The sequence below is a fragment of the Ruegeria sp. C6 genome, from assembly GCF_056537625.1.
Map to the genome: position 1 here is coordinate 274,975 of NZ_JBQFRW010000004.1, position 26,969 is coordinate 301,943.

Here is a 26,969-nt window from a genome sequence, read left to right on the forward strand (position 1 = left end):
ATCAGTTTAACTCGTTACTCTGTTCGCCAGTTCACGAACTACTCCCTGTGTCTCTCTCGGGTAAGCGCGAACAAACCCGGCGTCACAGGGGATCGTCTCGATTTCTCGTCGGTCCAACGCCCGAGCCAAATGGATCGCTGCGAGCTCTATGTGCTCTGCCATTTGGCCAAGCGTCACATACACCTCTACAAACGCCTGAATGCTCTCTTCAGTGATGTAACACCGGTAGTGCTGCGTGTCTGGGTTTCGCGCTTTTATCTGCTTCAGATATCCACCATCCCTTAACCGCCGGATAGAACCGACGCTAATTCTCAGGCGCGCCGCCGCATCCTTAAGCGACAGATCGCCGGAAAACACACGCTCCGATTTTTCCAAGGTCTCAGTTTAGTCGATCAGAATTCCCGCCAATCCGTCAACATCCGGGTCTCGCGATACACCGGTCAGTCGGCCTGCCGCCCAATCGCTAACAACGCGAGCCAGAGGCAACCAGCTCTGTTGGCAGTATTCTGCGAGGGGCAGCCTATGACGCGCCGGTGATGCAACGCGCAGGCCTTCAAGCTGAGTCAGCAAGATCTGCACAGAGGAGGATGTCACATAGCGCAGAGACGTTTCAAAACGATGGGCTTCCAGAACATTCTGCCGGATCAGCGACTTCACCTGGACCGGATGGATATTGAGCTGCTTCGCGGTGGACTTGATATTCTGCAACCCAGACCAGAAGTCGAGCACGGCAGCCAGATCCTCATGGCTGACATCCTTCATATCTGACAGGTCGCTCGCGTTTTTACCGCGAAGATGGGCAAGAATGCCTCGCACCCGAACCTCTCCAACCCCATGTAGCTCCCGCACGCGTTCAAGCGTGATGAGTTTGGGTGCTGAGATTTCCGTACCCAGAACTTTCGCGCCGGTCTGCAGCGGATAGTTCTCCCGAACAAAATCCTGCACGCAAGCCCTGAGCTCCGCTGTTGCCGGGTCCTCTTCAGTGTCTTTCAGCCAGGTATAGAATTCGCCCATATCTGTTGTGAAATAAGACCGCTTGGAGGAAGACCGACGCCTTGCACGTTCCAGCTCGGCTTTCAGGGTATCCGGTCCATTCTTCAAAACCTCGAAACCAGCCGACATGGCGGTACGCTCCTGGTCGAAGTTCAAATCCGAACGACTATCGCCTCGATCCATGGCAAGTGTCATGCCTAATGTAAGAGCGGCTTGATGAAGATGTGTCAGGTCCAAAGAGTCTAACCAGTCACCACGAACTCCATTCTTGATACGGCGGCTCAGGTAAGTTTCAAACGAGGATCGCCGATGCGTTTTCGCGACCTGAGCGGTCTCCAAGATCAGATCCCTATGACGCGCCACTTGTTCAATCACGTCATAGGTGAGGTGTGCATGTGGTGCATTGGGAAGCTGGAGTAACGGTACGCCGTGTTTGGCACAGGTCCCGATCGGCAGCACCAACCACTCGAGAAGTTGAAACGCGCTCCCGGGACCAGAAGCCTCCATCGCCTCCACAATACATCTCGGACAAATGCGGATGGTTGCACGCCGTAGCGTACCATTGGTGGCTGATGACAGCCCGACGAGATACCGGCAGGGACCAATCAACCTGGCCGCTCCTTGATCCAGTGTGTTAAGCGGCACACTGGTTAGCAGTGACAACGTCTCCAACTGGCCTAAATGCGCCGAGCAGATATGGGGCCATCGCATTCCAAGATCCGAGCAGAAATCACGTGGCGTGCTCGTGAACAGTCGGGCCAACCGAGCAACGTAACTTGACGGGGTCTCCCCTTCTATGAAGGGGAGAATTGGGTTCAGCAGGGGCCTCATGCATCTTCTCCATCTTCAGGCCTGTCTCCGTCGTCCAGAAGCTTTCTTGGATTGATGCGCCCGTAGTCCTCGGCGATGAAGACGTTCATCCAGGCCTCTGCTCCATTCCTTTCGCTGTAGACCTCAGCAAAGTGCCGAATGCTCAGTTTTGCTTCGAACCCTTCTGCAAACAGCGCATGTGAAACCGCGAGGACAACAATCTCGGCCAAGAGTCCAAACTGATAGTCCGCCGCATGAATCAACCGCATGGCAAATGCTTCGTTCCTAACCGAAGCATCTACATCGATCTGCGCCCGATCAGCGTATCTTTGAACGATCTTGATGACATGCTCGACATCGCGCACCGCGTGCAATCGTTTGAATTCGATTGGATCAACCCGCCGAGCGAGCTGTGCATCCTGATTTACGATTTTCTTGAGATCCGGCATCCCGGACAGCAGCAGCCCTACCGGCCAGACGGAGTTTTCCATCAGGGATTTCAGGGTGTTGACCACTGACTGGCGCTCTTTTTCGGTTTGGTAACGAGCCAAATCTTGTGCCTCGTCGAAACCAAGAAAGAGCGTCCGCCGCAATTTGAGTTGCACTTTGACCTGATCCCAGATCGCCGGCCCCTGCTTATTGCCAGAATACGGGTACCCAAGCGCCCGAAGCGTAGCTGCACCAACGAACTTCATAGTTGCCGGGCTTGGCACCTGAAGGTCAACAAACTCGCAGAATTCCTTCTCCGGGTCCGTCGCCAGGACATGCCTGTATTTATGCTTGAGATACCGCACGGCAGTAGTTTTTCCGCTCCCGGATGGCCCCACCAGCATGATGCTTCGAGCTTGGAATGCGACACCATCGGCCTCATCGGCGCGTCGCTGTTCAAGAATGCTGCCAAAACGCGCATCTAGCTTGTCGTATTCTGATAGCGGGATGTAGAGCTGCCTCAAGCTTTGCACGGTTTTGCGAATGATCTTGTCAAACTGAAACTTTTTGCTGTGCTTATTCATCGCCCTTCTCCTCGGTTTCCTGGGAATCGTCTGATCCGCTCCGATCACCATCGTCGTCCTCGAGTTCATCACTGAAGAGCCATTCCCTCTCGTTCTCCTCTGTCAGTATTGGCTCCTCCTCGGGCAGCGGGCCGGGAAGGTAGGGAATTTCATCTGACAGAAAACCAACGTCCGGATCAGGGATTGCCGCCGTTTTGTCAGGGGCAATGTCCGGATCAGAGCCTAAGGACAGACCCCAGAACGTCTCTTTCTGCGCACGTCTGATCTGATCGCTGGTGAGCTTGATCGGGCCAAGCTGCCGCGCTGCGCATTGCTCAGCGTCGATCTCCTTGATCCGCCGAATAGCGCGGTCCACCACACCCTGCGTCAAGCTTGCCGCCGCGCGATTGTTCTGACGCAATTCAAAGACTGACCGCTCCCAGGAGGCGAATGATACCCCTTCGAGCCCCTCAATCCTTGCACCCAGCGTGGACCACCCACTGTCTTTGCCGCGTTCTAACCAGACAGAAATGTTCCCCATATCTTCGGGATCGATACTGACTTCGACACTCTGCTGGCCATATTTTTGGAAGTGTTCTGACAGTCGTTTGGAATGATAGTTGACGCCGTTCATCAGAACGCCATGTGGGCCAGTCTCACGATTGAATTTAAGCCCCAGGATATGACGGAGCTTGTGCTTGCTCATCGGGGGAGACCAGCCGAACTCGGTAATCAGCTTACCCCACATGTTGTTGGGCGTAGCGTACTCCAAACCCCGGTGATTGCGATTGTGATAGACATCGACGGTGAAGCGTACCAGCAACTCTAAGATACTCTCGGCGGTATGCACCGCGTATTTTTCTGACGGGTAATCGCCTCTTTGCTGCGGATTTGAAAATGTGCGCCCCGTCAAATAAGGCATTAACAAAGTCGCCATCGAGCGGAACAAGCGCTCAATAACCCCTCTCAACTTGGGAACCCCAGCAGGTAGAACAGAGTAGTCGATCGCCAAATCGGAGAGCGCTGCCTTGAAGTCTGCGTTTACAAAGGCCGGTCCGTTGTCGACAACAACGTGATAGACATGCCCATGCTGTGACCAGGATGTTTCACACCCCAACTGGGACGCGAGCATGGTCTTGTCTCGCATGGCCATCCAGACAACTGCTTTCGCATCTTCGGCACTTGGCTTGGTCGAAAGTTTGAGACCGAGTATCGAGCGGCTGGCGACATCAATGGCAACGCAAACCCAATAGCGACCAAGCTCAAGATCACGCAGGCTCGGATGGGTGATATCGGCCCTTGCGCCTTGCAAGATCGACATGAGATCAATTTCCCATTCATCCATTTCGACGCGCAGCAGTGGTGCGTGAAGCTTGATGCCGACAGTATGGGCGCCCAGCTTGTTCTTGGCATGCGCGACGCCGTTGCGCGCGGCCTCGACTTCAAACCGATCCAACTCGTTGATGCGCCGTTCAATCGTGCTCTGGGAGGCTTCCAAAAGAAGGTCTTCGCCAGCAAAGCCAAGGGCAGTGTTCTTTCGCCGCACTTCAGCATTTACGGCTTCCAACACTTGAGAAGGGTAGATCTCGCTGGGCTGAAGGTAGTTTGAGAGCTCAAGCTGAATGATCGCTTCAACCTGGGGCTGGACGCGCTTTCCATTTTGACCGTTAAAGATCGATTTTTTGACGAAGATCATCGGATCTCTGGTCTTTTCCCACTCACGGTATTTTTTCATAATGCTACTGCGACCCGGCACATAGGAGAGCAATGCGGGATCAACCCCCTCGCCATTCATGCCTTTGAGCAGCCCATCGCGGAGCTTCTGCTGTACGCGTTCCTGCAGCTTCGGCAGAAACTCAGGCCACCGCTTTGATGAGCGGTTGAACCACTCTTCGTCTTCACCCTCACTCATCGATTCACACCAGGCCTCGCCAATAAACGCCCTGAACTGGGTCTTCAGAGACAAACGCGAGAGCAACGCACGCCCAGCCCGCGCCCGGCGTGCAGCCTGTCGATCGGAGAAATAGCCATATTCGATTGAGAAATGCCCATCTTCGAGCAAACTCGCGAGCTCCGCATGAGTAAACGTCAGAAGTACAGCACCCGCTTGCTTTGCCAGCAGGGTCACCGTGTAATCCGAGACCTTTTGAACAAAGTGAAGCTCACCCTTTCCGAGCACAGCATCTTCATGGCTGATGTTGAGCTGAAACTGGATATCTTTCATGGCCTATCCTTTCCGGGGGCAACGATTGTGTTGGTGGAGATGAATTCACGCGTGTTGGCCTTAAGAAGCCCCGCGTAGATGGCTCGGAAAGCCGCGCGGAACCCGCGCGCACCAAGGTCTAAGGGCTTAAGGAGTTCACCAATGGACAGCTCGTCCTTGAGCCCAATCGTGTATTCGGCAACCAACTCGTCTGCTTCCGGATCCGAGCAACGCCGAAAGAAATTCAGAAGCTCAGCGTTTTGGACTTCTTTCGGGTGGCGACTGTGTTCAGTGATAAGGCAAACTTTGTCAGCAAATCCCATAGGCAGATCGCGACGGATGGCTGTTAGCGTGCTTCGGAAGTTTAGCTTTTCAACCCGATCTGCAGGTTTGACGGCCATCGCGACTTTGGATCCGTCCCGGTACTCAGCCAGGTAGTCAAAGCGGTGCGTACGCTGCCGGCCGGCAGCATCAATGTAGCTGACGGGACGAGGCTGATCATGCAGGTTCCAAAGATTGGGATCTGCCAGCGCAAGAAGGCAGGTTGCCCGCTCATGTTGGCTGGCAGAGATAATCTGCCGCCAGTACATTTCGGCAGGCGTCATGGCCAAGGTAAAACCACGCACGGTGAATTTTGAACGTGCAGGAAACATCAGCCCGGCCGTGGTTGGCTCGGGGGGACGATAGAAATCGTCGTCGTCATCTTTAGACATATCTCTTGCCGTGGTTGCGAGCTATGCCCGCACCATTCGGCTCCTCTTCATTTGTGGAGACAAAAGGCGATCCGCCCGCTGAAACGATCAGCGTGGTTGACGGGTCACCAATTTTGGGTCATGAATGAAGTGCAAACGGGTTCTATTCATTTGCACCAAGCCCTTTGAGAGTGCCAGCTCTCGGGGGCTTTGCTTTTTCTAGTGGCTCATTTGTCGTTTTCCTTTCTTTGAAGTGGCTAGATCAGCACGGAGACAGGTGCATCGATGACATCAACTAAGGCTTGCTCGATGCGCGAATTCAGTAGTTTGGGTAGACTGGCGAGCCCACATCCAAGACCGTTGTCTGGCCTCTGCCTGAAACACAGGATCTCGGTCCTTTCTGGCTCACAAATGGGGCCCATCGCTACGCCACAACCTTTCCAGAACCTCGGATTTACGGCCTTCCCGGGCTTTGCCCCTCAGCCACCTCTGATTGGGCGTAGCGCTCAGGAAACAGCTCCTCAACCGGCTGATTTAACACAGAAGCCAGGTACTTTTCGATTTTCTCTGAACGGCTTTTCCCAAGCGACACAGAGCTGACGGCGCTGGCTCCGACACCGATCCGTTGCGCTAGGTCCGTGAGCTTCAACCCTCTGATTTCCAGTTCACACTTGATCCGCGCGTGCCTTGCTCGGTCGATAGGGATATCGTTGTGTCTCATGACTTGACCTCGCGAATGGAGTCGATTTTTCAACTATCCCAAATAGATTTGATCGTGCGCACGGCAGTCAAATCTTTTAAACGATGCCCTAAATTGCAAAAGCACCTTCTTGAAAGCAAAAGCATAGAAATGGCGAATTGAAGACAAAGCCGTATGTAGATTGCCCGCGATGTGTGGATGGTTAAGAACGACTACGATACTTTCCGAAAGATAGACCCGGCGGCAGTTACACGCTGTCATATTCGTTTGCAAAAAAATGGTGATCTCTGCGCGACGGTCTGGTTGAAAGCCAAACCAGGGCTGCGTTTTCAATTCTCGTCGAAGCATCTCGTTGCAGACTTTCATGCCATAGAAATGCTCAAAGATTTACGTGCACGGTACTACTGTTCTCGCAAGTCTCTTTGGAGGCTACTGGATCAGCTGGGTTTGGATCCATGGGAACGTGCCATCAAAGATTATAAATCGCGCATGTCCTTGGCGCAGGTAGCAAAGCGCCATGGTTTGAAGCAAACCACACTTTCAGACGGCCTGAAGCATCGCGAAGTTCCAATTCGCGTTGGAAGGCCTCCTATTCAACTCGATAGCAGCGAAGTTCAAAAAGCGCTTAAAGACTGTCCTTCAGTCAACGAATTGAGCAGAAGGTTAGGGGTTCCTTGGGACAAAGCGAAAAAACAGACGAAATCTTGTGAAGGATAGGCATCCGTTTGATGCCTGTTTCGCGAGATTTACGATGTACGACAAGACTGATCGCTAGATCTTTATGCTCACAAAACGATTGTGGACCTGCGATGAGAACCCATTACCCTCTTTGCCGACCAATCAAGGCGCTGCGTGTGCATTCGGCAGGTCGCGGTCCGAAGCGGACATACCCATGCTTAGCCGTCATTCAATTTCGCGCAGATGAAGACTATATTGATTTCTCCGGGCAGTTTGGAAGGGAAGCATGAATACTGTTGAGAAGGGCGATAGTCTAGAGGATCAATGGCACAGCTTCCTTATAGATCAACAAGAACAAGGTGATCTTGTTTTCGATGCCTATCCTGCCGCGCTCTGCGAAGTGCACAAGAAGAAGAAATATTACTGCCGCGAACGTCAGGGCGATGTCGAGTTTGATGTCGTAATAGAGGTGCGCCGACCAGGTCGCGAAGAACCACATCTTTTTGTTCTGTTTGAATGCAAGAATCATCGCGAGCGTGTTCAAGAGAGAGACATCACCGACTTCTCAGACAAAATCGGACGTATCTTCGGTCACTCGGCGAAAGGTGTGATCGTCTCTGCGTCTCGCTTGCAGTCAGGTGCAGAAAACGTGGCCCGAAGCAGACGACTTGGCATAATTAAATATGACATCAACGGTGTCGACATCGTTGCTGACCGCACGGTCGGTGTCTGGGCGGAAAATCACTTTGTAAGAGATCAAATCCTTGAGACGCCTAGGCGGTTAAAGTCGCTGAAGTTCTCCGCCTATAGCGATGGCAGTTATTTTGCATCGCTGACTCAATTATTGAACAGCTTTCAGTCAAGAAAACTAGATGGGCTAGATCAAGTAATTGATCGCCACCCCGAGTTTGTTGCTTTTGTACCTTCAAAAGAAATTCAATCGATTGCTCAAGGTATTCTATCGCACGCCGATTGTTTCCATGGCGCCGTTAACGTTGAAAAGATCTGTTCTGATCTGAGCATTGCGTTGTCATATTCTACGCAGGAACTCTTAGACTCAGATGGAAGCAGAATTCTAGGATCCGCAAATTTCAGCACTCGCTCCATCGAAGTCTATAGAAATGACGATCCCAACCGGGAACGCTTTACCATCGCGCATGAAATCGGGCACTTTTGCCTGAAACACGACCGGTACTTGCGTTCAGAAGCCGTTGTCGAAAGTGATCTCATTGCCAACAATGAATGCGAGGACGGCTTCAACTACGACCGGCTGGAGTATCAAGCCAACCTATTTGCTTCACTGTTACTCCTACCCGAAGCACAGTTCAGGCAAAAGGTTGACGAGCTAAGATGCCAACTAGGAATAGAAGACAGGGGGCACGGCTATATTTTTGTCGATGACCAGCCTTGCAACTACGCACCGTACAATATGATGCTATCGGCTTTATCCGATTACTTCGGTGCATCAAAACTGGCCATTGAGATAAGACTGAAGCGAATGGCTCTGGTAACAGATCATCGTACTAATAGCCGCCTATCGAAAATTGTTTCAAGCGGTGCTTAGTCGATATCCGTACTTGGTGAACTTCTGCAACATCAGTCGTTTGAGCCCTAAGCTGCCGCCAACCAAGCATTTGTACCCTGTATGAGCGTCGCGTCGCGAACCGCACATTCCGGACACTCAGGACTAGATAGCGAATGGCATATGAGCGAACTTCCTGCCATTCGCCTCCGTAGTGGCCAATGTCCGCTTTAAGGGTTTAGCGGTCTGTCCAAAGTTTGGGGCGGCAGAAGAAAACAGTCGATCTTCAAACCTGACGAGACTGCTGAAACCTACTAAATTGATAGCAGAATCCTGTTTGAAGCGAATAATTTGCGTGTTCTAGCGGGCTACGGATCAGAGATCTCCTCAACCCCTTCCTGCGTGATCCTGATCCATTGGACATCGTCGCTCGCAATAGGCCATGCTAGGCTGATGCCCCCTGCCGATAGGTGCTTAGAGATAGCCTCTCCTACTCCCAATCGGTTGGCGAGATTGGCATCCGGACGCGGCCCCTCTTTGATCCAGATAGAGCCATTTCTATAGGAGAAGCTAAGCCCGATCCGTCGAAGTTCAGGTTCGTCATTCAAGTCTTCAATCGTAGTTTGCAATTTTGTTCCGTACATTTCCTTTGACTTCATAAAACTATCCTCTGTGGTGTTGGCGCGCTTTCGTACCCACCCATGTTGAGTTTGTCACTATCGTGGTGACGACGACTTAGGAAGGTATGTGCGGACTTTCCACTGCGTTGTTCGTTGTAGAACCATCCTTCTTAGCTCGAGTGTCGCTGATTCTAGGCGAGCAAACGAATTATGAATGACGGCTTTTTGGAAGCGACAATGATCCCGTACAATGAAGGAAAACGAGCTTGGCCTAAACGCCCAATTAGAGAAGCAGACACGACTGTCCTGTACGTCGAGCGGGAAGCCGATGGGGTGGATGGCTCCTGCTCCAACCGGAGTCGCGCTGCGCCACAGTGCAGGCGTCGAAGTTTTCTTATGAGAGGAGCCATCCGCACATGGCCTTCGCTGTGAAGGCGTTGTATTTGGAGCAGAATTCGATAGCGGACATTGACCTGCCTGCTCCAGTTTGATTTCTCGTGATAACGGCCCGGGGTTGGTTTTTTCGCTGGAGCCCATTTGCTCTATTTGTTTACCTATCCTTGTATACAGCTTCACCAAAAAGGTTCCTATAAGTTGAAATTCCTTTCCTTCAATCCCGGCCATGACGGTGCGATCGTTGATGTCTCCGATGGCCAATTAGAGTTTTCAATTGAAGCGGAGAAAGACTCAAACTATCGATATTCACCGATTTCCGGTCCTGACATGCTCAAAGCGATAGGCGAAATTGAAAACGCCCCGGATGCAATTTGCATGGGGGGATGGTGGCCGCGTGACCACCACGAATTCCTCCATGGATCGTCAAGCAATGCTGGCTATAGGGGCACCGCAAAAGATGGAATTATCTTTGGCCAGACGCGGTTTCTAAACAAAGAAGTCCGCTACTTTTCTTCGTCCCACGAACGATCCCATATTCTTTGCGCATTTGGGATGTCACCCCTGCCAGTAGGCACGCCTTGCTACGCCTTGGTTTGGGAAGGCGCAATCGGCACCTTCTATGAAATTGACGCTGACCTAAACATCAAACTCATAGCGGATGTTATGACTCACCCAGGCAACCGTTACGCACAGCTTTATGCCTTCGCTGATCCAAATACTCCTAAAGACGGTCGTCTTCCCGGCTTTTCAGATGCGGGGAAGCTTATGGCTCTCGCCTCCTTCTCTACTCGTAGTGCCCCGTCGTCTGGGGAACGCAAGCTACTTGATAGTCTTCTCGAGGGTCCATTTCAGGAGTTGAGCGCAAACAAAGCTTTTACGAATGCGCCGCACTACAACGTGGGCCTCGATGATCCGGAATTCCGCAACTTTGCAGGCATTTACAGCGACGCGATTTTCGACAGCTTCCATCGTTTTGCGAGACAACACTTGAAACCAAACCTACCGCTCTTGATCGCCGGCGGCTGTGGCTTGAACTGCGACTGGAACACTAAATGGAAGGAAACGGGATTCTTCTCTAGTATATTCGTACCTCCCGTTGCCAACGACTCTGGTTCCGCAATTGGCACCGCAATTGATGCTCAGTTTTTCTTTACTGGAAACCCAAAAATCGAGTGGGGTGTTTATTCCGGACTTTCGTTCCGATCCGAAGAAAGCTTCGAGAACGGCAGGTATGACATTCGAGAAATGGATCACGACGAGGTGGCGAAATTGTTGGCCAACGACCTTGTACTCGGGTGGGTAAGCGGTCGTTACGAAATTGGACCACGAGCGCTTGGCAACAGATCGATCATTGCCGCGCCGTTTCATACCCGCACAAGAGAGAGATTGAACGAAATTAAGCAACGGGAGCAATTTCGCCCAATTGCGCCTGTATGCCTTCGCGAGGATGCCAATAAGTGGTTTGGGTGCGAGAGTGATAGCCCGTACATGCTCTATACGTACAAGGCAACTACCGACGCATTGGCTGCCGTCACCCACGTGAACGGAACTGCTCGTCTTCAAACGGTCACTGCAGCATCTAATGATAACCTTCATGGCTTGCTCACCGCTTTCAAAGCCCGCACCGGCTACGGGGTGTTGTGCAACACCTCGCTTAACTTCAATGGGAAAGGCTTCATCAATAACATCCGCGACCTCGATACTTACACAGTCCAGCATGGTCTCGATGGCTTTGTCGTCAATGGCCGGGTACATCTATTAAAGAACTCCGAGCGCTATCAGGCCTATCTCTCTGATTCCGCTGAACGGGCTAACCAAGCGAGCGAATTGCAGTGACAAGCCAGTTCAATCTGCCGGAATCCGCCCTTGGCACTGACTTTTTTCGAAAGAAGTCGCACAGCGAAGCAACAAGTGCGAGCGCATATCCTCCCGGATTTGAAGAAAACGACACGCTCCGATCTGCATTTATCCGGGACCTGACGCTGCATCTAATCGAACACCCGGATTCTATGGATATGGGAAACTCGCAGATGACTAAAGCAGTGCCCCGGACGCTGATCCGATATTGGCACGATCCAAGCGACTTACCGAACGATGTCAGCGCCTGCATCTCGAGCTGGGATCGCCTCATTGATGAAGGATTCGAGATCCGGATGTTCTGTGATGAGAGCGCCGCAGCATACCTCGCCGAACGGTTCAGCGATCGTGAGTTGCTTGCGTTTGAGCGCTGTCGACATCCCGCGATGCGCAGTGATTATCTGCGCATGTGCGTGGTGCTTGCTGAAGGAGGCTTTTATGTGGATACGGATGACGTGCTGATCAGCGACAGCTGGAAGGACTTGTTCGGCGATGGCCGTTTGAAACTCCAGCCGTTGTGTTACGACATCAAGAAAGCTGGGATGGTGCCGACCACCGAGATATGGCGCGCGGATACAAGCACCAAAGATCGCATTTTCTACGTGAACAACAATCCAATTGCGGCACCCGCTGATCACCCGGTAATCCGGTGTGCGTTATCCCGCGCTACTGATCGGCTACTCGGCGATGAGTTATACCCCGCTATCCAGTCGACAACGGGCCCCGGGAATCTAACGGCGGCCCTCGCAGCACACGCGCGCGACCTGATGGTTACTGGAGCACCTCTCGATTTCGAGATCCTTCGTGGCTGGGAAGGTATAGCGGAGACGCGCTGGCACCTTTCCTATCGCGATGATGCGCGCAACTGGCGCAATATGGGCACAGGCTGAGGTCTAAGATCCGCGTATGAACCTACAAAGAGTCTCGGGGCTATTTCGTTCCCTTACATTTCGAGCCTTTCGCGCTGTAGCCACAATACTGCCCGGCAGCCGGATCTCTGCTTTCGGCGTGGGATCTAAAAGAATTGGGTCGATTCTGATCCTGAATCTTGATCGACAACCGGCAAGGTGGCGCAGGGTGTTTCGTGAACTCGATCGCTTTCGAACACTCGATGGTGATCCGCTCACGTCGATCGCGACTCGACTCGCATCAGTGGATGCGCGCGATGGCCGCGCAGTGGCGGCCACGGCCGACGTAGAACCGAACTATCGTCTAGGTGATCAGCTCCACGTTCAGCCGGATTCGCAGCTGGAGGCGTGTTTCAGCGCCGATGAACCCGTCCGCATGACACGCCAGGAAGTCGCGGTCGCGAGGTCGCACATAGAAGCTTGGAAGGTTATCGCGAAAGGGGAACACAAGCACGTCTTAGTTCTCGAGGACGATGTCTGGTTCACACCACGTGCGGCGTTGGCCATCGACCGTGGCTGGCTGGCGGCCCTCGAACGGTGCCACGCAGAAGGTGGACCGCATCTGCTCTACTTGTCTTACGAGGATGCCGGAGAGACGGCCGAGCGAGCAGAGCCCTGCGACGATCTATTCCGGCCAAAGCGCGGGCTCTGGTTTCTTTCAGGATATGTACTTTCGCGCGAAGGTGCCGCGGCGCTGCTTCGCGCGATGCCGGTAACAGGCCCAGTCGACATGTGGATGAACTATCGGCTCCAAGAACTCGGTGCACTAGCACTTTCGTCGCCGGCCATTCTCCAGAGAAAAGACTGTGCCTCTGACAACTCCTATTCCGTCTTACCTTACCTTGCTCGCGCTGGGATCGTCGATATCAACTCAGGTCCGTTACCGCCCGAGCGGACCAGTGCTGGTCCTGTGCTGGCATGGACTGCCCGCGGCGATCGGGAGGGTCTAGCAATGGCACTCTCGATGCTCGGCCTTCGCGTTCGCGTCTTTGACGGTGACGAAAAAAGCCTTTCGAAGGAGGAATTTGCCGATCTTACGTTGCAATTTGATGCTCTCGTAGACGCTCCACTTATGTCGACCGCACTAACGACGGCTATAGGCACGCCCAGCGTAAAATTCGTTCTAGAAGCGGGTGTTGCAAACCAATTTGGATTGGATTCTGCCAGTCTACCCCCATCGAGAACAACAATTCTTGCTCTAGAAGGTTCGGACGATCGGACATGGGAACCGATCTGTGCGCTGCTCGACCTCCCGCCTCCTCCAGAGGCCTTTCCTGCCGGCACCCTGCGTAGCGAAAGAATCTTTCGCGACGATCGAAAACTCATCGACTGCGCACATAGTGAGCCTGGCTCGGTGAAGAAAACTCATCTTGATGATTCTCCGTGGGTGCTTCCACCAACGAGCGGCTGGAGGCCAAGGCTTCCCATACAAAATTCTTCGGCCTTCGCAGGAGAACTTCTCGCTTGCGAGACTATGAGGGTTGCCACGCCTTTGTTTCCCAGCTTGGTCGAAACCTTCCCTGGCAATCTTGCCTCGTTCGCGAAAGAGGGGCTGACATGGGACGAGGAAGGAACAAACCTGATAATGGAGAAGGCTCCATCAGTTGAGCGGCCATATCGCTCTGGAGCCTTTGCCTCCGCACATTCATTCGGGTACGGGCGTTTTGAAGCCGAGATCAAAGCCGCTACAGGACCCGGTGTTGTGACCGGGTTCTTCTTGCATCGAAGTACACCTCGGCAAGAGATCGACGTCGAATTGGCGGGAACCGATCCTCGAACCATGTTGGTCAATGTGTATTTCAACCCCGGCGACGAAGGGGCGGCGATGGCGTATGGCTACCGCGGTGCCCCTTCCCAGATCGATCTTGGTTTCGACGCCACCGAGGACTTCCACCACTATGCCATCGATTGGCGACCGGGATTAATAAGTTGGTCGGTGGATGGCAGGACTGTTCATGAGCGAGTTGGCTGGGATCCTACTCCAATCCCACATCTTCCAATGTTTCTCCATGGTAATCTCTGGGCTCCACGCTCCGAAGACTTTGCGGGGCGGATCAATGAGAAATCTCTTCCTGCGCGTGCGGTCTTCAGAAATGTGTCGGTATTTGCATAAATAAACGAGAACACAATTGTTCAAGCTGTTGAGGAATCGCGATGGCTTGAAAGAATTAGTTCTCTGCGGTCGTCGCGAGTGACCGCGATGGGATGCAGGAGCGCAGCAAATTGCCACATTGTTGAAGGTCCGGTGTGGGCCGGAAATGGCGAAAGGTGTTCCGCGGCGTCGGGCACATCGACCAGCAACGGCAAATTGCCGCCGGTAACACTTTGCTTAGTCAGTTCTGCACGAAGCTGCCCTTGGTCAGGCCCAATGTTGCAAACGTGGCGAAGGTCTTCTCTGTGACCTCCTTTTGCTTTTTGTAGTTTGACAGAATGGTACAATCGCAAATGGCGGCGGGCCCTCTTTCTTCTTACTTTCCCCTCGTAGGCCAGCGGGATTTGGACAAGCCAAACGCCTCTGGCCGTCAGGGTGAGGGCGCGGCCCTCCCCCTCGGGCAACCCCATTAGACAGGACCGTGTCCTCGGCTGTGCCTGCGGGCCGCACCACCCCTGTCGAATAGCGTTGCCTCGCCCCCTCCCGCGTTCGCCACGTGGCAGATCAGCAGGAACAGGCAGCTTCGCTGTCTGATCTGCAAATCAGCCCTGATTTTCCAAAGAGGAAGTCAGAACAAATCAAACTGCCTGCGGGAACATGAAATGGGGGCGGTGTGTTAGTTGATGACCCAAAGGTCAAATTCAACTGATGTCCAACGTTGGGGGCGCCTTCCGATGTCGAACGTTCACCCCGTTTCTGGTCCAACTGTGACGGTTGGGTCAGGTTCGTGTGACGTTCAACAAAAGGAAAGTGGCGGACCGAGGAGGATTCGAACCCCCGACCCCTTGATTCGTAGTCAAGTACTCTATCCAGCTGAGCTATCGGTCCGCGTTGGTGAGGCGGTATTTAGACCTGAGGCCGAGGGCGCGCAAGTCGATTCTTCAAAAAAACTTCAAAAAGTCATATCACCGCGTGGAAGCCTTATTTCAAAGGTGGTTCCATCTGGCCCTGTGTCTTTCAGAAACAGATCTCCGCCGTGGCCCCGCACCAGTTCTTGCGAAATCGCCAACCCAAGTCCCGAGCCCCCTTTGCGAACACCACCCTGAAATGGTGTAAACAGATTCTCTCGTGCCTTTGGGGGCAGGCCTGGACCTGTGTCGCTGATTTCGATGCACCAGTCGGCTTCAAGCTCAGATGCAGACACCGTTACGCGCCCCGCCTTACCCGAGACCAGAAGTGCTTGCCGGGCATTGCGCACAAGATTCATGACAACCCTGAAAATCTGTTCCGGGTCGGCACGGATAACAAGATCTTCGGGTACGTCGTTCACAATCTCAACGCAGGCATCGGCAATGGCGAGTTGCTCGCTGGCGACAACATCTGCGGTAACGTCCCGCAAGCGAACCATGGTCAGGGTTGGGGCTGGTTCTTCGGCGCGTCCGAACGCCAAGGTGCTTTCGCACAAAGAAACCGCCCGCGTGATCGAATTGACAAGTTTGGGTGCCATTCGCGCCACCAGGGGGTCATTGCTTGCTTCAATTCGATCGGTAAACAGCTGAGCAGAGGTCAGAATGTTGCGCAGATCGTGGCTGACCTTAGCCACCGCCCCGCCCAACTGGGCCAGACGTTCACGTTGTTTCAGGGCCTGGGTCAGATCGGTTTGAAGCATCTGCAGGGCCTCTTCGGCCTCGCGCAGTTCGGTCACCTTGGAATTGGGGGAGATGATGCCGCGCGCATCCTCAGGTGCGCTGGCATAGCGCTGCATGTAGCCAACAACGCTTTTGATCGGACGCACCAGTACCACGCGCACAGCCAGAAACAGGAACGAGGCCGTTATGATTGAGATCACAAAGGACAGCCCAAGGATGCGGAGCCCATAATCCGTCATGGCCATGCGCAAGGGCTCACTGTCCATTGTCACTTCGATCAACAGTCCTGCGTCTTTGACCGGTGCGCCGATCACACGGATAACTTCGTTTTCGGGGATGAACAGCCGCGATACCGCATCACGGATCAGCACCCAAGCGCTGGCATTACGCAAATCAAAGGTCTTGGTGATCTGGGTCGGGATCGGTGAAGACAGCATGAGCTGACGCACCTCGTCGCGGCGCAATACGACGTTATAGACCCCCGCATTTGACAGCAATTCCGCTTCAAGCTCATCAGCCAGCATATCGTCGGCCAACAAAGCAAGCGAGGCGATCTGGGCGCGTTCCAGCCGGTTCAGCAGAAAATCTTCACGGAAGCGCGCGATCGAGGGCACAAAGATCAGTACTTCGGCCAACATGACGAAGACCGTCGTCAGGATCAGAAATCGGCCCGACAGCGAGTTCACTTTGCGCACCTCCTTGGGTCAGGGAATCCAGCGCTGGACGAACCTGACCACTCTTTTAACCATTTGATTCTCAAACAGCCTTGGAGAGAAATAGGCCCCTGCCACACGTTTGTTAAGCTCTCCGACCGTTGGGTAAGGCGAAACCATCGCTGCGATCTGACCCATCTTGAGATTATTGGCCAGCGCCAGCGACCACAAGTTGATCAATTCTCCGGCCTGATATCCGACGATCGTCGCGCCCACTGGTCGGCCCTTTACAACCATCACCTTGATGAACCCCTTGGTCTTGCGCTCGGAAACTGCGCGGTCATTGTGGTGATAGTCGAACCGGGCAACCTCCACCGCGTCGCCATGCTGTTCACGGGCTTGCGCCTCGGTCAGGCCGACCTGTGCCAGTTCGGGATCTGTATAGGTGGCCCATGGGATATGAGCGGTCTTCGCTTTCGACGGAAGCCCAAATAAGGCAGAGCGGATGATGATCCCCGCATGATATCCGGCGACATGGGTGAATTGCAGCCCACCTGCAACATCACCAATGGCATAGACCTTGCGATTGCTCGTGCGTAAAGAGTCGTCCACCTTAATGCCTGCCCGCGTGCTGTCGATCCCGGCAGTGTCGAGGTTCAGACGGTCGATATTGGCCTTGCGTCCGACGGCCAGCAACAGATGAGAGCCCGCGTAGACCTCATCATTCTCAGTGACCACCTCAATGGTGCCTGCATTTTCTCGGATCTGGGACACCATGGCGTTTTCATGGATTTCGACACCTTCAGTCCGAAGGCTGTCCAGCACGACGGCTGCAGCTTCAGGGTCGTCTTTGCCCAGCGCACTAAGGCCCTCGATCACGGTCACTTTGCAGCCCAGCCGGATATGCGCCTGCGCCATTTCCATGCCGATAGGACCTCCGCCGATGATCAAAAGGTGTTCGGGCTTGTCGCGCAGGTCGAATATTGTCTCGTTGGTGTAATAGGGCACCTGATCCAACCCGGGCAGTGGCGGTACCAAGGGCGATGAACCGGTGGCCACCACGACGCGTCGGGCGGTGATCAGATGATCTCCGGCCTGTACCTGCGTGGGTGAGATGAAACGACCGTACTCCCGGATTACCTTGACGCCAAAGCCCTCAAAACGCTCCTGACTGTCCATGGGTTCGATTTGAGCGATGACGTTTTGCACGTGTTCTTTGGCGGCTGCATAATCCACCCGTGGCGTCACATCCGCGACACCAAAAGCCGACGCGTGGGCCTGAGCATATGCAGCCTTGCCGCTGGCGATCAGAGCTTTGGATGGGACACAGCCGAAATTCAGGCAATCCCCACCCATCTTGTGGCCTTCCAGCAGGATGACATCCGCACCCATCTGGCTGGCCCCGGCGGCTACAGACAACCCGCCTGACCCGGCCCCGATCACCAGGATATCGGTTTTCAACTCTTGCATGGATCAGGAACCCTTTCGACCACGGAGGGATTTGATGACAATCGGCAGCGCTGCCAGCGCGCACAAGCCAATAATTGGCCCGATCACGAAGGGTTCCCATAACAGCGAGACATCCGGGGTTTCGCCGCGATCAAAGACACCACCCAGCCCAACACCGATCCAGGTATAGACAATCCCACCAGGGATGATGCCCAGCGCCGTCGTAATCAGGAAGTTTCGGAACTTTACCCCAACCAATGCGGGCACCAGATTGGCAACGAAGAAGGGCACCACAGGTACAAGACGCAGCAGGAACAAAACCGAGATTTCATTCTCACGCAGCCCGTCCTTCAGTTTCTTGACCGTCCCTTCCGAGGCTTCAAGCTTGGCGGTCAGAGATTCACCCAAACCCCAGCGTGCGGCCAGAAAGATCGTCGAAGCGCCTATGGTTGCGGCAAAAACATTAAAAGCCGTTCCTGCAAGCAACCCGAACAGGAACCCACCGGTCATCGAAGCGACCGCAGCACCAGGCAGCGAGAAGGCAACAATAATGATGTAAATCCCTACGAAAGCCGCAGCCATCGCCCAGTAGTTTGAATCGCGCCAGGCCAGCAAAGCCTCGCGATTGTCGCGCAGGGTTTCAAAGGTCAGATAGTCGCCCAGCGCAAAGAACCCCACGGCGGCAACGGCGAGAATCACCGCCAAAGGGATATGACGTGCCAGCCCGTTGCGCGGGATCTTGGTGGTTTCGTTCATCTGGGTAGCAGGTTCTTGTTCATTCATCTTGCCCACAACATGCGCCGCCCGCGCGCGCTGCAACAGAGGCCTCACGGGGCCTTGATGTTTATGGCACTTAATGTGAGGGATACGCGCTCTGAACCCGGTTTTTGAAATCTTTTGCCCGGGCAGATTACAGATTTGTTGCAAAACGCACCAAAACCCCCACCTAGGGGTTTGACTTACCCCCCGCTACCCAGTAGAGGACGGGCTTCGAACACTAGGGCTAGGCGAATCCGCGCCGCACCCACCGCTATAGATTGGAGACGGAGCGATGAAACGCACCTATCAGCCTTCGAACCTGGTTCGCAAACGCCGCCACGGTTTCCGCGCGCGCATGGCTACCAAAGCCGGCCGCAAAATCCTGAACGCACGTCGCGCACGCGGCCGCAAGTCGCTGAGCGCATAAGCCGCTCGACCTTTCAGGTTATGAACATGACGCCGCCGGAGGCCCCTGAGGATGGTAACAACCAGCCGAGGGTGATGCCCCCGGCGGCGTCCGTTTGCGCATCTGAATCATTGACCGTACTGCAGAATCGCTCGGACTTTCTGAAAGCCGCGCGGGCCAAACGGCAAGGCACTGCATCGATGATGGTGCAGGCGCGTAAACGTGGCGCTGATGAGGCTGCGGGCATTCGCATCGGGTTCACCTGCTCAAAGAAGGTCGGCAATGCCGTCGCCCGCAACCGCGCCAAACGCCGCCTGCGTGAAGCCGCGCGAGCCGTATTACCTATTCATGGGCATGCGGGCTGGGACTACGTGTTGATCGGCCGCGCCGAGGTTACCGCTGCACGGCCCTTTGATGCGCTTAAAGACGATTTGCGCTATGCGCTGCGCAAAATACACGGGGGTGGCAAATGACCCTCTTTGCCCATCTCCTCGCCCTGCCCGTCCGGGCCTACCGGTTGATCTTCAGCCCCTGGGTTGGATTTAACTGCCGCTATCAGCCGACTTGTTCCGCCTATGCACTGGAAGCGCTTGATAAACACGGCGCCATCAAGGGCGCATGGCTGGCGGCGCGCCGGATCGGGCGCTGCCATCCGTGGGGTGGCGATGGCTATGACCCTGTGCCCGACGACGAACGACCCTGACCCTTGCCCGGTTCACCCAACTGCGATAGGCCCAGCCCATGTTTGATGAAGCCGACGATATCCATCCGCTTTTTGCCGGTGCGCCTTCAACCACCGAGTTCAAGAAGCTGCGCAAGCGCATCGTGCGCCAGACGCGCGAGGCCATTGAGCAGTACGGCATGGTGGACCGCACCGCCGAAGGTAAAACACCCCGCTGGTTGGTCTGCCTGTCGGGCGGCAAGGACAGCTATACCCTTCTGGCGGTGCTCTACGAACTGAAATGGCGCGGTCTGCTGCCCGTGGATCTTCTGGCCTGCAATCTGGATCAGGGGCAACCGGGGTTCCCGGCAACAGTCCTGCCAGAATTCCTAGACCGTATGGGGGTGCCACATCGGATTGAGTATCAGGACACCTATTCCGTTGTGATGGACAAAGTTCCGCAGGGCCGCACCTATTGTGCGCTGTGTTCACGCCTGCGTCGGGGCAACCTCTATCGTATCGCGCGCGAGGAAGGTTGTTCCGCAGTTGTGCTTGGCCATCACCGCGATGACATCCTTGAAACCTTTTTCATGAACCTGTTCCATGGCGGTCGTCTTGCAACCATGCCACCAAAACTGGTGAATGAAGAAGGTGATCTGTTCGTCTATCGCCCGCTGGCCCATGTGGCCGAGGCGGATTGCGAGAAATTCGCCAAGGCGATGAACTATCCCATCATACCCTGCGATCTGTGCGGCAGTCAGGACGGGCTGCAGCGCCAACAGGTCAAGCAGATCCTCGATCAGTGGGAAAAGAACAGCCCCGGCCGGCGACAAGTGATGTTTCGGGCATTGACCAATGCGCGGCCTTCGCATCTTCTGGACCCAAAACTGTTTGATTTCGCAAATCTTTCGATCGATCCGATTCAAAAAGACGAAAATTCAGACGATATTCCCCAGTTACGTTAACGCCTGACTCAGATTGATTTCCTACGGTTGGCTTGCGCGATCCTAGCCCAAGCTGAAGGCCGTAAAACCTATGCGGAAATTCCTGTTTGTCGACCGTTGTTCCGAAACGCTGCGGATATTTCTCACCGGACCGCAGGTTCTGGGATTTATTCCCGCGGCGTGTTTAGCCGCCTTCTGGTTGGGCGGTGAACGTGCACTTGTTACCACGGCTTTGGGTTTGCCCCTTGCTTTTGCCGTCATCGGAAATTGGGGAAGCCGTTCTTATACAGCCCACAGTTCAGGTATGCGCCCCAGCGGCCTGGTTCCATATGACGTATTCCAATCAGAGTTGGAGGCGTTGAGTGAATCGGTCAGCAAATCAGGTGAGAATGCCGCCTGTATCGCAATTGCTTTGGACGGCTATGCCGAGCTTCAGGATCTGCACGGTCAGGCTGCCGCCACTCATGTAAAGCAGCAATTCAGTGATCGTATCCTGTCGATCATCCGAAATCAGGACATCTTTTCGCAGATCGATCAGAACCGGTTTCTCATTGGCCTGCATCCCTCCCCACATCTTGATCTGGAAGCCTGCATTCAAATGTCTGGCCGCATCCAAAGCGCAGTCGAAGAGCCGCTTTTGTTGAATGGCACAGGAGTTTACCAATCCTGCTCAATCGGGTTCTGCCTGCATTCAGACCTGCGACAGGTCGAGGCTGATGAGTGGATTGGCGCCGCCACCGCTGCACTGTCCGAAGCGCAAAGAAGCGGTCCCTCGACCATACGCGCTTATTCAACCGGGACCCGTCGGCGATCCCTGGTCCGAGCCAATTTGAGAAAAGAGTTCGAGGCGGCATTGGACAATGGAGAGATTCGGCCCTGGTTTCAGCCTCAGGTTTCAACGGATAATGGGAACATCACAGGGTTCGAGGCTTTGGCAAGGTGGGAGCATCCAATAAAAGGTGTTCTCAGCCCGCAGGTATTCCTGCCCTTCGCCAAGCAAGCCGAACTGATGGAGCGGCTAGGCCAAATCATGCGTCACCATGCTTTTAAAGCGATGCAAGCTTGGGATCGTGCAGCATGCGTTGTGCCCCGGATCGGTATCAATTTCTCATCCGATGAGTTGCGCAATCCCGGCTTGATCGACCGCCTGAAATGGGAGTTGGATCAGTTTGATTTGACACCGGATCGGCTGGCGGTTGAGATTCTGGAAACCGTGTTCTCGCGCAGGCCGGATGACGTGATCACGCGGAATGTAACCGGCATGGCTGCGCTTGGATGCTGTATCGACCTGGATGACTTTGGAACCGGCCATGCCTCGATCGCCTCGATCAAGCGGTTTGACGTCTCGAGGATCAAGATTGATCGGACATTTGTCACCAAATCGGATCAAGATCCCAGCCAGCAGCAACTGGTCAGCGCCATTCTGACCATGGCTGAACGTCTGAACCTCGAGACGCTCGCCGAAGGCGTGGAAACGCCCGGCGAGCACGCGCTGATGGCGCAATTGGGCAGTAACCACGTTCAGGGGTTCGGAATTGGAGAGCCAATGCCATTTGAGCAGACCCTGGATTGGTTCGCGGCGCATCGTGCCAAGATCAGGGGTGCATCCAAGATCGGTCGCAAAATGGGATGAAATCTGCAATTACGGTGCGCCAAATCCAGCGCCGGAGCGATTTGATGGGCGATTCCGCTTGACCTTTGGGGCTGCACTCTGTTGAACCCACCGGGTGTGTTTCACTGCTCAAGGTGGCTGTCCCCGATGGACGATCAGAACAAAAATCTCATCCTTGCAACCGCGCTCAGCTTTCTGGTGATCCTTGTCTGGTTCGTGCTGTTCCCACCGCCGGAATCAACCACGACGCAGGACGCTGCAGAAATTGCAGCTCTGGAAGGCGACGAGGTGCAAACACCCAGCGCGACCAGCACCGTGGGTGAAGCCACAGCGACCGCCGAGGGAACACTGCCAGAGGAACAGGCCCCGCGCGTCAACATCGACACCCCCCGTCTGAAAGGCAGCCTGTCCCTGTCCGGCGGGCGGATCGATGAGCTGTTTCTGAAAGATTATAAAGTCTCGATCGAAGAAGGCGCGCCTATTGTTGAGCTGCTGTCTCCGGTTGGTTCGGAATCGGCTTATTATGCCCTTTACGGCTGGGCACCAGGTACAGGAGTTGCAGGTGCGGATGTCCCGGGCCCCAACACGCTCTGGACATTGGAAGAGGGTGAGACGCTTGGCGTAGACAGCCCCATCACGCTGGCCTGGGACAATGGCAATGGCCTGACTTTCCGCCGCACCATCGCGGTCGATCAGGACTACATGTTCACAGTTACCCAATCGGTTGAAAACGCAACCCAAACCGAGGTGGGCATGGCCCCCTATGGCATTCTTGCGCGCCACGGTATTGGTGAAGATGGCGACCTTCCGGGCCTGAAAAACTTCTTCATCCTGCATGAGGGTGTGATCGGCATGGCGGACGGCACGCTGTCCGAAGTTGACTATGGTGATGTCCGCGATTTTGACATCGACCCGAACGAACGGGCGCAGGCCGAGGTCTATCAGGTCAAGGAAGATGGCTGGATCGGCTTCACGGATCACTACTGGATGACCACGCTGATCCCAGAGCCGGGCTCGACCTTCAAAGCAGCCGCAAAATATGACTCGCGCCGCAAAATCTATCAAACCGAAACGGTACTGCCGACGCTGACCGTAGCGCCGGGTGAGACTGCCGAAGTGACCACACGCCTGTTCGCTGGTGCCAAGGAATGGGAGGCCATTCGGGAATACCAGGCGGAAGGCGTCCAGAAATTCATCGACAGCATCGACTGGGGCTGGTTCTTCTTCCTGACCAAGCCGATCTTCTGGCTGCTGCACAACATCAATCTGCTGATCGGCAATATGGGCTGGTCGATCATCGGCCTGACCCTGATCATCAAGGCGATCCTGTTCCCGCTGGCTTTCAAATCCTACGTCTCGATGGCCAAGATGAAGGAACTGCAGCCCCAGATGGAAGCCTTGAAAGAGGCCGCAGGGGATGACCGCCAGAAGATGCAGCAAGGCATGATGGAGCTGTACAAGAAGGAAAAGGTTAACCCGGCCGCAGGCTGTTTGCCGATCCTGATGCAGATCCCCATCTTCTTCTCGCTGTACAAGGTGATTTTTGTCACCATCGAACTGCGTCAAGCCCCATGGTTTGGCCCGTTCCAGGACCTCAGCGCTCCGGATCCTACCTCAATCTTCAACTTCTTTGGTTGGCTGCCTTGGGCGGCACCGCAGCCTGAAAGCTTCATGGCGCTGATCTTTATCGGTATCCTGCCACTGCTGCTGGGTATCTCGATGTGGCTGCAGCAGAAGCTGAACCCGGCACCGACCGATGCAACACAGGCGATGATCTTTGCCTGGATGCCATGGGTGTTCATGTTCATGCTGGGCGGATTTGCCAGCGGTTTGGTGGTCTACTGGATCGCGAACAACACGATCACATTTACCCAGCAATACCTGATCATGCGGAGCCAGGGCTATACGCCCGATGTATTCGGCAACATCAAATCAGGCTTCAAACGCACGCCAAAGACGGACGACAAATGAGCGGTTCGGTCACCAGCATTTGGCGGCACCCGATCAAAAGTCACGGGCGTGAACGCCTTGATCGCATTACCATGATCCCCGGGCATACCATGCCCGGGGATCGTGTTTGGGCGGTTGCACATGAGGCGTCGAAAGCGGATGGATCGGAATGGGCACCCTGCGCCAATTTCAGCCGAGGCGCGAAGGCCCCTCAGTTGATGGCAATCTCGGCGCAGCTGCAAGGCGACTCGGTCACGCTGAGCCATCCCAATCGCCCCGATCTAAGCTTTGAGCCCGACGCGCATCAGGACACCTTTCTGGACTGGGTCAAACCACTGATGCCTGCAGATCGCGCTGCGTCTGCCCGCATTGTCCGCGCCGCTAATCGCGGCATGACGGACAGCGATTTTCCTTCGATCAGTTTGTGCAACATGTCGTCGCATCGGGCGGTCGAGCAGAAGCTAGGCAGGGATCTTTCTATCGCTCGCTGGCGTGGAAATATCTGGTTCGATGGCCTGCCGCTGTGGAATGAGTTCGACTGGATTGGCCGCGACATCCGGATCGGCAAGGCCGTTTTTCATGTGCGCGAACGCATCACGCGGTGTTTGGCGACAACCGCCAACCCTGAAACGGGTGAGCGGGATGCCGACACACTGGGTGCGCTGAGCAGCTGGGATCATCAGGATTTTGGCGTTTATGCCGAAGTTCTGGAAGGCGGCACCATTCACACCGGTGACGAGGTTCAGGTTCTATGACCACACTTCCCTTTCCACTAGCTGAAACTCCAGATGAATTCGCAACGGAAACCGGTCGAAAGCTGTTTGCCGGGCCATCCGAATTCGTCAAAGGCGTCGTTGCGATGGATGGCCTGCCTGCCCCCGATCGGTTGGAGGTATGTTTCGCCGGGCGTTCGAATGTCGGTAAATCCAGCTTGATCAACGCGCTAACGGGCACCAAGGGGTTAGCACGTGCCTCGAACACGCCGGGGCGCACTCAAGAAATCAACTTTTTCACGCAAGGGCCTGAACTCTATTTGGTCGACCTGCCTGGGTACGGGTATGCGAACGCGCCGGTGAAGGTCGTGGAAAAATGGCAACGTCTGCTGAAACAGTATCTGAGTGGACGTCAGACCCTGCGCCGTGCCTTCGTCCTGATCGACTCGCGCCACGGGGTGAAACCTGTGGACGCCGAGATCATGAAGCTGCTGGATACCAGCGCAGTGACCTTTCAGTGCGTTCTGACAAAGGCCGACAAGGTCAAAGCAAAAGACCGGGAAAAAGTGCTGGACCAGGTACGCGCCGCGCTTTCGAAACATCCTGCGGCCTTCCCCGAGATCGTGTTGACCTCATCCGAGAAGGGCGACGGCATTCCGACCCTGCGTTCGATCATTGCGCATCTGGAGTGACGCTGTTCAGCAATATACAAGTCATGAGCTAAGGAAGCCGGGTCGCGCCCATCGGGTACGGCCCGTTCAGATTGGCTGTTTCCGCGATCCGGTCTTGGCACCATCCTCCAAACGCCCTAACACAGGGTCCCAGAGGGACAATCAGCCATGAAGACACGAGATATGAACCGGGATTGGATCGCCACCGCCGCCACATTGAACAGCGCCCTGCCCTATCTGCAGCGATACGACGGTGCGATTGTCGTCATCAAGCTAGGTGGCCACGCCATGGGCAGCGACGAAGCCATGGAAAGCTTTGCGCGCGATGTGGTGCTTATGCGTCAGGTTGGCGTAAACCCGGTCGTCGTGCACGGCGGTGGCCCAATGATCAATGCGATGCTCGACAAACTGGATATCCAGTCCGAGTTTGTGGGCGGTAAACGCGTAACGGACAAAGCCACTGTCGAAGTGGTCGAAATGGTACTGTCGGGCCTTGTGAACAAGCGGATCGTGCAGGCGATCAATGCGCAGGGTGGCATGGCTGTGGGTCTGTCGGGCAAGGATGCCCATTTGATGATGTGCGAACAGACCGACGCCTCGCTCGGGTTTGTCGGCACACCGTCCGAGATGAACCCCAAAGTCCTGCATGACCTGTTTGCGCATGATGTTATCCCTGTGATCGCGCCGCTGGGCGCAGGTCGGAATGGCGAAACCTTCAATGTGAATGGCGACACTGCAGCCGGGGCGATCGCCTCAGCTCTTAAGGCAGACCGCCTGCTGCTGCTGACCGATGTAGCGGGCGTCAAGAACGCAGCGGGCGATGTCGTGACCGAGCTCAAGGCTGGCCAAATTCGTGAGATGACGCGTGAAGGCACTATTGCGGGTGGGATGATTCCAAAAACCGAAACTGCGCTGGACGCGCTGCATAATGGCGTTCGGGCGGTCGTTATTCTGGACGGGCGCGCGCCTAATGCGGTGCTGCTAGAGCTGTTCACCGAACACGGTGCCGGTTCTCTGATCCGACCTGACTGAGACGTCG

23 protein-coding genes and 1 tRNA gene are annotated in these 26,969 nt (G+C 54.9%); 14 read left to right on the top strand and 10 right to left on the bottom strand.

Annotated features, from left to right (window positions below; genetic code table 11):
* Nucleotides 1-384: 384 nt before the first annotated feature.
* From ACR0MJ_RS15190 to ACR0MJ_RS15210, 5 genes are all read right to left on the bottom strand, one after another.
* Nucleotides 385-1,824, bottom strand: coding sequence for a TniQ family protein (locus tag ACR0MJ_RS15190; RefSeq protein WP_480761596.1), 1,440 nt, complete (start codon nt 1,822-1,824; stop codon nt 385-387).
* Nucleotides 1,821-2,867, bottom strand: coding sequence for a TniB family NTP-binding protein (locus ACR0MJ_RS15195; protein WP_480761597.1), 1,047 nt, complete (start codon nt 2,865-2,867; stop codon nt 1,821-1,823). The genes ACR0MJ_RS15190 and ACR0MJ_RS15195 overlap by 4 nt, the downstream gene beginning before the upstream one ends.
* Complete coding sequence (locus ACR0MJ_RS15200; RefSeq protein ID WP_480761598.1) at nt 2,809-5,019, bottom strand: DDE-type integrase/transposase/recombinase; 2,211 nt, start codon at nt 5,017-5,019, stop codon at nt 2,809-2,811. Before ACR0MJ_RS15200 ends, ACR0MJ_RS15195 begins: the two co-directional genes overlap by 59 nt.
* Nucleotides 5,016-5,711: a hypothetical protein gene (locus ACR0MJ_RS15205; RefSeq protein ID WP_480761601.1), complete on the bottom strand. Its 696-nt coding sequence runs from the start codon at nt 5,709-5,711 to the stop codon at nt 5,016-5,018. Before ACR0MJ_RS15205 ends, ACR0MJ_RS15200 begins: the two co-directional genes overlap by 4 nt.
* A 433-nt stretch (nt 5,712-6,144) precedes the next feature.
* A complete protein-coding gene (locus tag ACR0MJ_RS15210; RefSeq protein ID WP_480547289.1) occupies nt 6,145-6,411 on the bottom strand; it encodes a helix-turn-helix domain-containing protein in 267 nt (88 codons plus the stop codon).
* 177 nt (nt 6,412-6,588) lie between these two features.
* On the opposite strand from ACR0MJ_RS15210, the gene ACR0MJ_RS15215 reads away from it, so the two are divergent.
* Both ACR0MJ_RS15215 and ACR0MJ_RS15220 read left to right on the top strand, forming a co-directional pair.
* Nucleotides 6,589-7,107, top strand: a complete 519-nt coding sequence (locus ACR0MJ_RS15215; protein ID WP_480761603.1) for a hypothetical protein — start codon at nt 6,589-6,591, stop codon at nt 7,105-7,107.
* Nucleotides 7,108-7,354: 247 nt separating this feature from the next.
* Nucleotides 7,355-8,632, top strand: coding sequence for an ImmA/IrrE family metallo-endopeptidase (locus tag ACR0MJ_RS15220; protein WP_480761605.1), 1,278 nt, complete (start codon nt 7,355-7,357; stop codon nt 8,630-8,632).
* A 326-nt stretch (nt 8,633-8,958) separates the two neighbouring features.
* Here ACR0MJ_RS15220 and ACR0MJ_RS15225 read toward each other — a convergent pair whose 3' ends face one another.
* On the bottom strand, nt 8,959-9,249 hold the full coding sequence (locus ACR0MJ_RS15225) for a hypothetical protein (RefSeq protein WP_480761609.1): 291 nt from the start codon (nt 9,247-9,249) through the stop codon (nt 8,959-8,961).
* Between the two features lie 555 nt (nt 9,250-9,804).
* Between ACR0MJ_RS15225 and ACR0MJ_RS15230 the strand changes: the two genes are divergently transcribed.
* From ACR0MJ_RS15230 to ACR0MJ_RS15240, 3 genes are all read left to right on the top strand, one after another.
* Nucleotides 9,805-11,442 carry a carbamoyltransferase C-terminal domain-containing protein gene (locus ACR0MJ_RS15230; protein ID WP_480761612.1) on the top strand — a complete coding sequence of 546 codons (1,638 nt, stop codon included), beginning with the start codon at nt 9,805-9,807 and terminating at the stop codon, nt 11,440-11,442.
* Nucleotides 11,439-12,353 carry a glycosyltransferase family 32 protein gene (locus ACR0MJ_RS15235; RefSeq protein ID WP_480761615.1) on the top strand — a complete coding sequence of 305 codons (915 nt, stop codon included), beginning with the start codon at nt 11,439-11,441 and terminating at the stop codon, nt 12,351-12,353. Before ACR0MJ_RS15230 ends, ACR0MJ_RS15235 begins: the two co-directional genes overlap by 4 nt.
* A 187-nt stretch (nt 12,354-12,540) precedes the next feature.
* Nucleotides 12,541-14,484 (top strand): family 16 glycosylhydrolase, encoded by a 1,944-nt coding sequence (locus ACR0MJ_RS15240; protein WP_480761618.1) that lies wholly within the window; start codon nt 12,541-12,543, stop codon nt 14,482-14,484.
* 790 nt (nt 14,485-15,274) lie between these two features.
* Here ACR0MJ_RS15240 and ACR0MJ_RS15245 read toward each other — a convergent pair.
* The 4 genes from ACR0MJ_RS15245 to ACR0MJ_RS15260 all read right to left on the bottom strand — a co-directional run bounded on the left by ACR0MJ_RS15245 (nt 15,275) and on the right by ACR0MJ_RS15260 (nt 18,970).
* Nucleotides 15,275-15,351, bottom strand: a tRNA-Arg gene (locus ACR0MJ_RS15245).
* Nucleotides 15,352-15,415: 64 nt separating this feature from the next.
* On the bottom strand, nt 15,416-16,798 hold the full coding sequence (locus tag ACR0MJ_RS15250) for a sensor histidine kinase (RefSeq protein WP_480454529.1): 1,383 nt from the start codon (nt 16,796-16,798) through the stop codon (nt 15,416-15,418).
* An 18-nt stretch (nt 16,799-16,816) separates the two neighbouring features.
* Complete coding sequence (locus ACR0MJ_RS15255; RefSeq protein WP_480761619.1) at nt 16,817-18,235, bottom strand: dihydrolipoyl dehydrogenase family protein; 1,419 nt, start codon at nt 18,233-18,235, stop codon at nt 16,817-16,819.
* Nucleotides 18,236-18,238: 3 nt separating this feature from the next.
* The gene (locus tag ACR0MJ_RS15260) at nt 18,239-18,970 is read right to left on the bottom strand and encodes a TVP38/TMEM64 family protein (RefSeq protein WP_170392949.1); all 732 of its coding nucleotides are present in this window, start codon (nt 18,968-18,970) and stop codon (nt 18,239-18,241) included.
* A 295-nt stretch (nt 18,971-19,265) separates the two neighbouring features.
* Between ACR0MJ_RS15260 and rpmH the strand changes: the two genes are divergently transcribed.
* From rpmH to argB, 9 genes are all read left to right on the top strand, one after another.
* Nucleotides 19,266-19,400, top strand: coding sequence for a 50S ribosomal protein L34 (rpmH, locus tag ACR0MJ_RS15265; RefSeq protein WP_005980833.1), 135 nt, complete (start codon nt 19,266-19,268; stop codon nt 19,398-19,400).
* 26 nt (nt 19,401-19,426) lie between these two features.
* Nucleotides 19,427-19,852 carry a ribonuclease P protein component gene (rnpA, locus tag ACR0MJ_RS15270; RefSeq protein ID WP_170392869.1) on the top strand — a complete coding sequence of 142 codons (426 nt, stop codon included), beginning with the start codon at nt 19,427-19,429 and terminating at the stop codon, nt 19,850-19,852.
* Nucleotides 19,849-20,082, top strand: a complete 234-nt coding sequence (gene yidD / locus ACR0MJ_RS15275) for a membrane protein insertion efficiency factor YidD (RefSeq protein ID WP_170508727.1) — start codon at nt 19,849-19,851, stop codon at nt 20,080-20,082. The genes rnpA and yidD overlap by 4 nt, the downstream gene beginning before the upstream one ends.
* Before the next feature lie 38 nt (nt 20,083-20,120).
* Entirely contained in the window at nt 20,121-21,005 is an 885-nt protein-coding gene (gene ttcA / locus ACR0MJ_RS15280) for a tRNA 2-thiocytidine(32) synthetase TtcA (protein WP_170402750.1), read from the top strand.
* Nucleotides 21,006-21,075: 70 nt separating this feature from the next.
* Nucleotides 21,076-22,617 (top strand): putative bifunctional diguanylate cyclase/phosphodiesterase, encoded by a 1,542-nt coding sequence (locus tag ACR0MJ_RS15285; RefSeq protein WP_480761622.1) that lies wholly within the window; start codon nt 21,076-21,078, stop codon nt 22,615-22,617.
* Between the two features lie 126 nt (nt 22,618-22,743).
* On the top strand, nt 22,744-24,567 hold the full coding sequence (yidC, locus tag ACR0MJ_RS15290) for a membrane protein insertase YidC (RefSeq protein WP_480761623.1): 1,824 nt from the start codon (nt 22,744-22,746) through the stop codon (nt 24,565-24,567).
* Complete coding sequence (locus tag ACR0MJ_RS15295; RefSeq protein ID WP_480761625.1) at nt 24,564-25,301, top strand: MOSC domain-containing protein; 738 nt, start codon at nt 24,564-24,566, stop codon at nt 25,299-25,301. Before yidC ends, ACR0MJ_RS15295 begins: the two co-directional genes overlap by 4 nt.
* On the top strand, nt 25,298-25,951 hold the full coding sequence (yihA, locus tag ACR0MJ_RS15300) for a ribosome biogenesis GTP-binding protein YihA/YsxC (RefSeq protein WP_170392875.1): 654 nt from the start codon (nt 25,298-25,300) through the stop codon (nt 25,949-25,951). The genes ACR0MJ_RS15295 and yihA overlap by 4 nt, the downstream gene beginning before the upstream one ends.
* A 147-nt stretch (nt 25,952-26,098) precedes the next feature.
* Nucleotides 26,099-26,962 (top strand): acetylglutamate kinase, encoded by an 864-nt coding sequence (argB, locus tag ACR0MJ_RS15305; protein WP_170508738.1) that lies wholly within the window; start codon nt 26,099-26,101, stop codon nt 26,960-26,962.
* The last annotated feature ends 7 nt before the right edge of the window (nt 26,963-26,969 follow it).